The sequence below is a fragment of the Streptomyces viridochromogenes genome, assembly GCF_001270495.1.
Lineage (GTDB): Bacteria > Actinomycetota > Actinomycetes > Streptomycetales > Streptomycetaceae > Streptomyces > Streptomyces viridochromogenes_A.
The window spans coordinates 83280-93703 of the sequence record NZ_LGUR01000209.1; the positions used below are offsets into that span (position 1 = coordinate 83280).

The 10424-nt window shown below is 70.2% G+C and carries 10 protein-coding genes; all 10 read left to right on the forward strand.

What is annotated here, in order from left to right:
- The first annotated feature begins 5 nt into the window (after window positions 1-5).
- Complete coding sequence (locus ADK36_RS26970; protein WP_048584117.1) at window positions 6-677, forward strand: 7-cyano-7-deazaguanine synthase; 672 nt, start codon at window positions 6-8, stop codon at window positions 675-677.
- Window positions 678-680: 3 nt separating this feature from the next.
- Window positions 681-1043: a 6-pyruvoyl trahydropterin synthase family protein gene (locus ADK36_RS26975; RefSeq protein ID WP_030050379.1), complete on the forward strand. Its 363-nt coding sequence runs from the start codon at window positions 681-683 to the stop codon at window positions 1041-1043.
- Window positions 1044-1187: 144 nt separating this feature from the next.
- Window positions 1188-1859, forward strand: a complete 672-nt coding sequence (locus ADK36_RS26980; protein WP_078916454.1) for a 7-carboxy-7-deazaguanine synthase QueE — start codon at window positions 1188-1190, stop codon at window positions 1857-1859.
- A 1-nt stretch (window position 1860) separates the two neighbouring features.
- The gene (gene folE, locus ADK36_RS26985) at window positions 1861-2475 is read left to right on the forward strand and encodes a GTP cyclohydrolase I (protein ID WP_048584119.1); all 615 of its coding nucleotides are present in this window, start codon (window positions 1861-1863) and stop codon (window positions 2473-2475) included.
- Between the two features lie 80 nt (window positions 2476-2555).
- On the forward strand, window positions 2556-3047 hold the full coding sequence (locus ADK36_RS26990; RefSeq protein WP_048584120.1) for a cobalamin B12-binding domain-containing protein: 492 nt from the start codon (window positions 2556-2558) through the stop codon (window positions 3045-3047).
- The gene (locus ADK36_RS26995; RefSeq protein ID WP_063784531.1) at window positions 3041-4435 is read left to right on the forward strand and encodes a methylaspartate mutase; all 1395 of its coding nucleotides are present in this window, start codon (window positions 3041-3043) and stop codon (window positions 4433-4435) included. The genes ADK36_RS26990 and ADK36_RS26995 overlap by 7 nt, the downstream gene beginning before the upstream one ends.
- Window positions 4435-5448 carry a fatty acid desaturase family protein gene (locus ADK36_RS27000; RefSeq protein WP_053084713.1) on the forward strand — a complete coding sequence of 338 codons (1014 nt, stop codon included), beginning with the start codon at window positions 4435-4437 and terminating at the stop codon, window positions 5446-5448. The genes ADK36_RS26995 and ADK36_RS27000 overlap by 1 nt, the downstream gene beginning before the upstream one ends.
- A 13-nt stretch (window positions 5449-5461) precedes the next feature.
- Window positions 5462-6685 carry an ATP-grasp domain-containing protein gene (locus ADK36_RS27005; RefSeq protein ID WP_053199378.1) on the forward strand — a complete coding sequence of 408 codons (1224 nt, stop codon included), beginning with the start codon at window positions 5462-5464 and terminating at the stop codon, window positions 6683-6685.
- On the forward strand, window positions 6682-7872 hold the full coding sequence (locus ADK36_RS27010) for an MFS transporter (protein ID WP_063784532.1): 1191 nt from the start codon (window positions 6682-6684) through the stop codon (window positions 7870-7872). Before ADK36_RS27005 ends, ADK36_RS27010 begins: the two co-directional genes overlap by 4 nt.
- 116 nt (window positions 7873-7988) lie before the next feature.
- Window positions 7989-10424 (forward strand): non-ribosomal peptide synthetase (locus ADK36_RS27015; RefSeq protein ID WP_053215176.1); only part of this gene is annotated, 2436 nt, incomplete at its 3' end.

Consider the following 10424-nt stretch of genomic DNA (forward strand, 5'->3'; position numbering starts at 1 on the left):
TCCCCATGGCACGGATAGTCGCCATCGTCTCCGGCGGACTCGACTCCGTCGTCCTGGCCCACGAGTTGGTGGACCAGGGAAACGACCTGCTGATGCTGTCCATCGACTACGGCCAGCGGCACCGCAAGGAACATGAGTTCGCGCAGCGCACGGCTGACCGGCTGAGCGCCGACTACGAGGTGGTCGACCTGCGCAACATCGCCACCATGCTGCCCGGCTACTCGCTGACCGACAGCAGGGTCGACGTCCCCGACCAGCACTACACGGCACCCGGCAGTGTCAACGTCGTACCGAACCGCAACGTCATTCTGCTGTCCGTCGCCTTCGGACGGGCGGCGGCCGAAAAGGCCGACAAGGTCGCCATCGGCACCGTGGCCGGCGACGACGCGACCGCGCCCGACTGCTCGCGTGCCTTCATCGACGCCTTCAACACGATGGAGCGGGTGGCCACGGCCGGGTACGCACCCGAGGGCCTGGAGGTCGTGGCGCCCTTCATCGACATGCCGAAGCACGAGGTCATCAACCTCGGGGAGCGGCTCGGGGTGCCGTGGCAGGAGACCTGGAGCTGCTTCAACAACTACGACCTGCAGTGCGGGCTGTGCGCCGCCTGCCAGGACCGGCAGCTGGCCTTCCAGAAATCCGATGTGTCGGATCCCACCCAGTACAGGAGTTCCTGACCCATGTTCACCATCACCAAGGACTTCCAGTTCTCGGCCAGCCACCGGCTCGGCCACCTCCCGGAGGACCATCAGTGCGCCCGGCTGCACGGGCACAACTACACGGTGCAGCTGGAGCTGCGCTGCGGTGACGACCAGCTCACCGAGCCCGGGTTCGTACGCGACTACGGCGAGCTCGGCGACTTCAAGAAGTGGATCGACGCGGAGCTCGACCACCGTCACCTGAACGAGGTGATCCCCGACCGCAACCCGTCGGCGGAGAACATGGCGCACTGGATCCACCAGATCTGGTCCGAGCGCATCCCCGAGCTTTCCGCCGTCCGCGTCTCCGAAACACCCAAGACCTGGGCCGAATTCCGTCCGTAAGGGCCTGAACGGAGCGTTGTCATCGACACTCTCGAAGAAACAGCAGAGATAGCAGAGCCAGGAGAATCTGCCGAACCGGCGGAAGAGGCCGAACTCTTCGCGGACGCGGCGAAGATCGTCGTCAACGAGATCTTCGGTCCCACGGTGCAGGGCGAAGGCCCCTCAGCGGGACAGCGATGCGGGTTCCTCCGCCTGGGCGGGTGCAACCTCTCCTGTCACTGGTGCGACACCCCCTACACGTGGGACTGGAAGGGCGTCAGTGACGAGGGCCGGGCCTACGACCCCCGGGTCGAACTCACCTCGCGGGGGCCGGCCGACGTGCTCCATGACCTGCTGGCGATGGACGTGGACCTCATCGTCATCAGCGGGGGAGAACCACTGAAGCAGCAGCGGCGGATCCTGCCCCTGGTGCGTGAACTGCGCAACCGCGGCATCTCCGTCGAGGTGGAGACCAACGGAACCGTCGTACCGGACGACGAACTGATCGACCTCGGCGTCCGCTTCAACGTCTCCCCGAAGCTCTCGCACGCCGGGGACCCCGAGCACCGCAGAATCAAGCCTGCCGCGCTGCGCAAGCTCGCGACCACACCTGCGGTCGCCTTCAAGTTCGTGTGCAGGTCACACGACGACCTCGACGAGGTCGCCGAGCTGACGCGGAACCTCGGCATCGGTCCCGTCTGGATCATGCCGGAAGGCAAGAACGTCACTGACATCAGCCGCCATCTGGGAGACCTCTCGGACGAGGTCGTGCGGCGCAACTGGAATCTCTCCACCAGGCTCCATGTGTTGGCCTGGGGAGAAAAACGGGGAGTTTGACATGACGATTGAACTTGAAGACCTCGCTGCGACCTCCGTCAACGGCGTCGCCCCGACCGCGGACCCGCTTGAGGAGCTGGCCCGCCGACTGCTCGTCGAGATCGGTGAGGACCCGGACCGTGAGGGCCTCCTCGACACCCCCCGGCGCTATGCCAAGTGGTGGCGCGAGTTCGTCAACTACGACGCCGGAAAGATCGAGACCGTCTTCGACAGCGTGGCGGACGACCAGATGGTGCTGGTGTCCGACATGCGGGTGTGGTCGCTGTGCGAGCACCACCTACTGCCGTTCAACTGCTCGTTGACGGTCTCCTACCGCACCAACAAGAAGCTGCTCGGGCTGTCGAAGTTCGCCCGCGTCGCCCACAAGCACGCCCACAAGCTCCAGGTGCAGGAGCGGCTCGTCGCCGACATCGCCGACGAGATCTCCGCGATCACCGGCTCCGAGGACGTGGCCGTCATCGGCCGCGGTGAGCACCTCTGCATGACCATGCGGGGCATCAGGACCGGTGCCGTCATGACGTCGGCCGTCCTGCGCGGTGTGTTCGGTGAGGACGGGCCGCAGCGCACCGAGCTGCTGACGCTCGCCAACTCGTCCGGCGCCTCACTGCGCCGCTGAGACAGGGGCGCTCGTCCCCCTTGCGCTGCCGACATCCGGGTTCGTTGCCAGTGGATTCGTTGCCCAGTAGAGGAGTTCTCATGACGGGGGCAGTCGCCCCTCGTGGATCGCGACACCTCGATGGCCCGAAGAAGATCCTCCTGTCCGGCGTCTCGTCCGACGCCCACATGTGGAACCTGATCTACCTTCAGCTTTTCATCGAGGAGAGCGGCCATCACGTAAGGAATCTGGGGCCCTGCGCCCCGGACGAACTGATCCTCGAGCACTGCGTCACCTGGCGCCCGGACGCCCTCGTCATCAGCACGGTGAACGGGCACGGCCACCTCGACGGAGTACGGCTCATCCGCACTCTGCGGGAGGCCGGCGGGCCGCTCGCGACGCTGCCCGTCGTCATCGGGGGGAAGCTGGGCATCCACGGGATCGGCAACTCACGGTTCCACCAGAAGCTGCTGGACGCCGGCTTCGACGCCGTCTTCGGTGCCGAAGCCGGGATCATGGAATTCCAGCGCTACCTCACCATGCTCGGCAGGAACGGGCATGCGGTGGAGACGACCACGGTCCCGGCATGCTGAGCCCCGCCGACCAGCCGGCCCTTCGCGCCGGAACGGGCCGGGTACGGACCGGGCCCGATCCGGCGACGCTGGGCGGCCTGCCCGCCGTCGTCTCCCGTGCGCGTGTGCGCGGTGAACTCGTCGTACAGCCGCGCATGGGCTTCGGCACCGTCGCCCGGATGCGGGACGGGCTCACGGCGGTACGCGACTGCCACGCGGTGACCGTGGGAACCGTCACCGTCGACAGCTTCACCCGCGTGGGCGACCACGCCTCGGCACGCCGTGCGCTGGTGGGGGAAGCCGACCTCAACGGCTTCCCCCTCGTGGCCCACGGCCCCACCGTCACCCGCCGGATGCTGGACGGGCTGCGGTCCGAACGCTTTCCGGTGCAGGTGCGGCACGGCTCCGCCCTGCCGCACGCCATCTTCCAGAGCCTCACGGAGGCAGGACTCACCGCGACCGAGGGCGGTCCGGTCTCCTACTGCCTCCCCTACAGCCGGACACCGCTCAAAGAGTCCATCGACGCCTGGGCCCAGTGCTGCGAACTGCTCGCGACGGCCTCCCGGCCAGGTGCCGAGGCGCACCTGGAGAGCTTCGGCGGGTGCATGCTCGGCCAGCTCTGCCCGCCCAGCGTCCTGGTCGCGATGAGCGTCCTGGAGTGCCTGTTCTTCCGCCAGCACGGGCTGCGGAGCGTCTCCCTCAGCTACGCGCAGCAGACCAGTCCGGACCAGGACCGCGAGGCCCTGGCCGCCCTGCGCCGCCTGGCCGGTGAACTGCTGTCCGACATGGACTGGCACCTCGTGCTCTACACGTACATGGGGGTCTTCCCGGAGACCCGGAACGGCGCTCTGGCACTCCTCGGGGACAGCGCACGGCTGGCCGTCATGGGCGGAGCCGAGCGCCTCATCGTCAAGACACCCGCCGAAGCGCACCGGATCCCCACCGTCGAGGAGAACGTCCACGCCCTGGAGTACGCCGCACAGACCGCCCGGGAAGCCCGCGCACTCGCCACCGCCGCGGAACCGGTGCCCGACACCGGCATCTACCGCGAGGCCGCTGCCCTGGTGGAGCGCACGCTGGCCCTCCACCCCCGGGTCGGCAAGGCGCTCGGGCACGCGTTCCGCCTGGGCACGCTGGACATCCCTTACTGCCTGCACCCCGACAACGCGCAGCGGGCCCGCGCCGTCATCGACGACCGGGGACGCCTGCGCTGGGCCGATGTCGGCGCCATGCCCCTGCCGCGCCCCGCCGCGTCGGCCGCGGAGCAGCTGACGTCGGCCGGCCTCCTGCACATGCTCCATTACATCCAGCGGCGTTACGACGCCCCTGCTCCCACGCCCGGACAGCACGTGATGACGACTGTGGAAGACGAGGGACGGGCTGCCGCTCCATTGTCCACGGGGGATTGATGAACACCGACTCCATAAGTCCCGCACCGTCGGCGGCCGATGGGCGGGACGAGGCCGCCGCGCGGCCCGCGGCGGAGAAGCCGTACCGCAAGGGGTACCGCCTCCCGCCCGAGTTGCGCGACGACATCGCCGCCGCTCATCGCACCCGGCCCGCACTCACCGTGGCCTGCGCGCTGACCGACGCGGTGACCGCCTTGGCCGCCGCCGCCGTCTGCGCCTGGCTCCTGACGGCTTCCCACCTGCTCCTGTCCGTTCCGGCCGCGCTCGTCGGATGCCTCTTCATCGCACGACAGCTGCGCGCCCTGGAGAACCTGACGCACGAGGCGTCGCACTACAACTGGGCACGTCACCACCGCGGATGGAACGACGTCCTCGGCTGGCTGTTCTCCGGCCTGCCGACCGGTGGCCGGCTCTCCGCCTACCGGGAGAGCCATCTGCGCCACCACGGCCGGTTCGGTACCTCGCAGGACCCCGACCGGCGGCGCTACGCCGAACTCGACCTGGAGGCGCTGCGGCGGACCTCGCTCCGGGCGTTCGCGTCGTCGGTGGCGGTCAGGATCACGCGCTACCAGATCGGCTGGCTTCGCGAGGTCAAGACGGACCTGCTCGCGACCGCGGGTGTCCTGTTGTGGAGCGTGGTCTGCGCGGCCCTGCCCACGGGGCTGCTCGCCGGACCGGGAGCCGGTGTCCTTGCCGGAGTGCTGTGGCTGGTCTCGGCGTTCGTGGTGCTGCCGGTCCTGCGCCTGGTCGCGGAGAGCGACGAGCACATCTACTCCGACTGCGACACGGTCTTCGACGCCACCATCACCAACGTGGGGCTCGTCCAGCGGGTCCTGATCCATCCGCACGCCGACGGTTACCACACCGTGCATCACCTGTGGCCCGGGATCCCCCATCACTCACTGCGCCGGGTGCACACCACACTCATGGCACAGGACCCGGACTACGCCCGGCGTATCCGAATGCGCCAACGTCTGCTCGAGACTCCCCGAGCCGTGTCCTCTAGTTCCTAGGAGAAGGTGTGCGATGACCCTGAGAAGCCCCGCGGTGTCGTCCGTTCTGATCGTCGGTGGCCGCCATCCTTCGGCCGCCCGGGCCGCCCGCCGAGCGGGACTGCACGTCCACTACCTGGGCGTGCGGGACAGGGCGCCGGGCTGGCTCGACGCCGAGGCGGACGCGGTGACGCTCGTCGACACCGGCGACGCCGAGTCGGTGATCACCGCGGCTCTGGCCGTCCATGCCGAGCGGCCGTTCGGGGTGGCGATCACGGTGAGCGACCTGTACATCGAAGCCGTCGCCGTCGTCAACGAACGACTCGGACTGCTCGCCAACACCACCTGGACGACCCGGGCCGTTCACGACAAGGCAGTGATGCGGGACGTCCTGCGCGACTCCCGGACCGTCCCGGTCGCGGCCGCGCGTGTCACCACCGCCGACCAGGCCAGGCAGTTCGCCGCCGGATCCGGCTATCCCTTCATCCTCAAGCCCGTCGACGGAACGGGCAGTCGCGGCGTGACGCTCGTACCGGACGAGGAGAGCCTCGACGCGGCCCTCGCGCACACCGTCGAGGCCGACCCCGGCCCGTGGATCGCGGAGGAGTACCTGGAGGGCCCCGAGTTCAGCGTCGAGACCTTCTCCTGCGCCGGTGAGCACCATCTCCTTGCGGTGACGGAGAAATTCAAGGGCGCCAACTTCGTCGAGACCGGACACCTCGTCCCGGCCCGCCTGTCCCCGGAGACGGTGCGTGCCATGGCCGCCGAGGTCACCGCCTGCCTGGACGCGGTGGACGTGAAGGAGGGCCCCGGGCACACCGAACTGGTGCTCACAGACCGGGGGCCCCGCGTGGTGGAGACCCACGTCCGGCCCGGTGGTGACGGAATCGTCGAACTGGTGCGGCTGGCCACGGGAGTGGACGTCCAGCAACTCACCTTCGACTGGCTGGCCGGCCGCCCGCTGGACCTGAACCTTCCCCGGGACACCTCGGGGGCCGCCGCGACGTGGTTTCTCACCCCGCCTCCGGGACGGGTGACCGACCTCGGCGGGGTCCAGGAGGCACTCTCGGAGGAGGGCGTGACCGAGGCCTACCTGACCGCGGCGCAGGGCGACGTCATCGAGGAGCTGCGCAGCTCCGCGGACCGCGCGGGAGCCGTCATCGCCGTGGGCGACACCCCCGACGCGGCGCTGCACCGAGCACGCCGTGCGGTCGGCCGCCTGAAGGTCCTCACGTCCCAGACGTCACTCGCGCCATGAGGGGAGGGCTCGCGCGCTACCGGCAACTCCTGTCCGGACCGGGCATGCTGGGCTGCGGCACGGCCGCACTGGCGAGCAAGTTCCAGGGCTCGATGTTCTCACTGAGCCTGCTGTTCACCGTCGCCCCCGGTCGCTCCTACGCGACCGCGGGCGCGGTGGCGGCCGTCTCGGCGCTGGGCGGCATCGCCGCCCCGGCGCGCGGGCGGCTGCTGGACCGCAGACGGTATGCGCCGGTGCTGTGGTCGGTGCTCGCGCTGCACGCGGTGCTCGTCGCCGTGCTCCTCGTCAACGAGGGCGCCCGCGGACCGCTGCCGATCACCTTCGCCGCGGCACTGGGGGCGAACATCGCCGCCCCTCCCGTCGGTGTGGTCACCCGGGTCATGTGGCGGTTCGTCACCTCCGAGGAGAACCGGTCGACGGCCCTGGCGCTGGACGCGGTCCTGGCCGACGTCGGGTTCATCCTGGGGCCGATGGCGGTCGGCGTGACCAGTTCGCTGCTGGCTCCGTCGGCCTCCATGGCGGCGAGTGTCCTGGCCAGCACGTTGGCCACGGTGTTGCTGCTACGAGCCCTGAAGGGCCGGGAGCCCGCCAAGTCCGGCACCGCCGACCGGAGTTGGAAGGGGTCGTTGGCCAGCGCCCCGCTGCGGCTGCTCCTCGGTTGCACGCTGTTCTTCTCGGCGGCGGTCGGCGGGGTCGAGGTCATCCTCGCCTCGCACGGCGGGGAGTTGCTCGGCAGTGTGCTGGTGAGCGTGCTGTCCGTCGGTAGCATCGCGGGCGGCCTCGCCGTCGGCGCCCTGGCCCCGGGCCACGCGGCGCGGGTCGGCCGGCTGCCGTCGCTGCTGCTCTACCTGAGCGCGGCAGGGGCGCTGCTCGCGGTGTCCGACGCAGGCCACGTCGTGCTGACCGTCGCGCTGGTGATGGCCGTGGGAATGGCCTTCGGCCCGTGTTTCGTGGCGCTGTACGGACAGACCGCGGAGTTCTCACCGGCCGGGAGCGCGGCCGAGACGCAGGCGTGGGTGGGCGCGGCCCTTCAGGGCGGTAGCGCCCTCGGTCAGGCCGCCGGTGCCTATACGCTCGATTCCCTGGGCTTCGGCCGGGCCATGGCCCTGATCCCTCTCTTCGCCCTTCTCGGGGCGGGGCTGGCCCTTTTCGCCGAACGGATCACGCCTCGGGTCGTGGCCGAATGACGGGCGGGCGGGGCGGACCACCACGCGGCGACGGCGGACGCCGTGAACGAGGCGGTCCGCCGCACCCCCGCCCTGTACCCAGTACACGGATATACCAACGAAGCGGAGCGAATGACGTGTTGGGCCCCCACGCCGACGAACTTCCCCTCCTGACCGGCCAGTCGGGCATATGGCTTGCCCAGCAGCTGGATCCGACGAGCCCCGCCTACCAGGTCGCCGAGAGCGTGGACATCCGCGGCCCCCTCGATGTCGGCCTGTTCGAGTCGGCTCTCCGGCGGACGGTGGAGGAGTGCGAGGCGTACCGTCTGCGGCTCACCGGCTCGGCCGAGGACAAGCGGCAGGTGATCGAGGAGCCCGCACCGTCGGCGCCGCTGCGCCTCGTGGACCTCAGCGCCGAGCAGGACCCGTGGGCCGCCGTACGGGAACACGTCGACGGCGGCCTGCGGGAGGCGCCGGACCTCGACGCGGGCGCCGGCGTCACCCAGCTCCTCTTCAAGCTCGCCGCCGACCGGCACGTGTGGCACCAGCGGGTGCACCTCGCTCTGGCCGACCGGCAGACCCTGCGTCTCGTCACGGCACGCGTCGCGGAGCTGTACCGCGCCCAACCCGAGGGCGCGGAGTGCGCAGCCGGGTTCCGCCCCTTCCGCGACCTCGTCGAGGAGGAGACCGCGTATCTCGGTTCCGCGGCCTGTGCCCAGGACCGCGCGTACTGGCTGCAGACGCTCGCCGGGCGGCCCGACCCGGTCAGCCTCGCCGGACGTTTCGCGGCTGCCTCCGCCACACACCTCCGGCACACGACCGAGCTGACCCCCGCCCAGGCCGCCGCGCTGCGAGCCATGGCCCGACGCCTCGACGTCGGACTGCCGACGGTGGTGCTCGCCGCGGTCGCGCTCTACACCGGCCGAATGACCGGAGCGGACGACCTGGTCCTCGGCCTGCCCGTGTCCGGGCGGGACGACGACCGGAAGCGGTCCGGGGCCGGCATGCTCGCGAACGTCCTGCCCCTGCGCGTGACGACCGCGCCCCACCTCAGCGTCACCGCGCTGATCGGGCAGGTGGACGAGGCCGTGGCCGAAGCACTGTCGCACCGGCGCTACCGCTACGAGGACCTGCGCCGCGACCTGAAACTGAGCGGGAGTTCACAGCACCTGGCCGTGACCAGGGTCGACATCCCGACGGACGACACCGCACTGAGCTTCGGACCGTGCCCGGCGACCACCCGCACCCACGGCAACGGTCCCGTCGAGGACCTGGTCTACGGCGTCCACCCGAGCGCGGACGGGGAGAGTCTGCGCCTGGACATCGATGCCAACCCCGCGCTCTACGAGCCCGCCGAGACAGCCGAACACGCCGGGCGACTCCTGCGCGTGCTGGAAGCGATGACCGCCGATCCCGGCGCGCTGATCGGCGACATCGACCTGCTCGGGGAGGCCGAGCGGCAGCGGATGCTCACCGAGTGGAACGAGACGGACACACCGTTCCCGGCGGACGCCACGGTGCACTCGCTGTTCGAGGCCCACGCCGACAGCGCCCCCGACGCCGTCGCGCTGGTGTCGGGCACGACACGACTGACGTACGCCCAGCTCAACGCACGCGCCAACACGCTGGCCCATCGGCTGATCGAGCTCGGTGTACGCCCCGAGGACCGTGTCGCGGTGTTCCAGGAGCGCACGGCGGAACTGGTGGTGTCCTCACTGGCCGTGCTCAAGGCGGGCGGAGCATACGTACCCATCGATCCGCACCAGCCCGGATCGCGTTCGGAGTTCATCCTCCGGGACACGGCGGCCGTGGCCCTGCTGACCGACCGCGAGCGGCACGAGATCGGCTTCGCGGTGGACGTTCCGATCGTGCGGGTGGGGCACGAGCCCGAAGCCGAGGGCCTTTCCTCGGCCGATCCGGGCGTCCCCACGGACGCACAGCAACTCGTCTACGTGATGTACACATCCGGTTCGACGGGCACACCGAAGGGCGTCGCCAACACCCACCGCAACGTCGTGCACCTGGCCGCCGACCGCTACTGGCGCACCGGCAACCACGAACGCGTGCTGATGCACTCCCCGTACGCCTTCGACGCCTCGACCTTCGAGATCTGGACGCCGTTGCTCACCGGCGGCCGGATCGTGGCCGCCCCGCCGGGCCGACTGGACGCCGGTGCCCTGGCCGCCGTCATCGCCGAGCAGGAGGTGACCGGGCTCTTCGTCAGTGCCGGTCTCTTCAGGGTCATGGCCGACGAGCACCCCGAGTGCTTCGCAGGGGTCCGCGAGATCTGGGCCGGAGGCGACGTCGTCTCCCCGGACGCCGTACGCCGGGTGCTCCAGGCCTGCCCCGACACCGTGGTCGCCAACGAGTACGGCCCCACGGAGACGACCGTGTTCTCCACCGTCAACCCGATGCGCGCGGGCGACCCCGTGCCGGAGTCCATCGTCCCCATCGGGCGTCCGCTGTGGAACACGCGGGTCTATGTGCTGGATGGGGGGTTGCGGCCGGTTCCGGTGGGTGTGGCGGGTGAGTTGTATGTGGCTGGGGTGGGGTTGGCGCGTGGGTATCTGGGG

Excerpts from the sequence above, each read along its gene's own strand:
- ADK36_RS26970 (WP_048584117.1), top strand. The coding sequence starts at position 6 with ATGGCACGGATAGTCGCCATCGTCTCCGGCGGACTCGACTCCGTCGTC.
- ADK36_RS26975 (WP_030050379.1), top strand. The coding sequence starts at position 681 with ATGTTCACCATCACCAAGGACTTCCAGTTCTCGGCCAGCCACCGGCTC.
- folE (WP_048584119.1), top strand. The coding sequence starts at position 1,861 with ATGACGATTGAACTTGAAGACCTCGCTGCGACCTCCGTCAACGGCGTC.
- ADK36_RS26990 (WP_048584120.1), top strand. The coding sequence starts at position 2,556 with ATGACGGGGGCAGTCGCCCCTCGTGGATCGCGACACCTCGATGGCCCG.
- ADK36_RS26995 (WP_063784531.1), top strand. The coding sequence starts at position 3,041 with ATGCTGAGCCCCGCCGACCAGCCGGCCCTTCGCGCCGGAACGGGCCGG.
- ADK36_RS27000 (WP_053084713.1), top strand. The coding sequence starts at position 4,435 with ATGAACACCGACTCCATAAGTCCCGCACCGTCGGCGGCCGATGGGCGG.
- ADK36_RS27005 (WP_053199378.1), top strand. The coding sequence starts at position 5,462 with ATGACCCTGAGAAGCCCCGCGGTGTCGTCCGTTCTGATCGTCGGTGGC.
- ADK36_RS27010 (WP_063784532.1), top strand. The coding sequence starts at position 6,682 with ATGAGGGGAGGGCTCGCGCGCTACCGGCAACTCCTGTCCGGACCGGGC.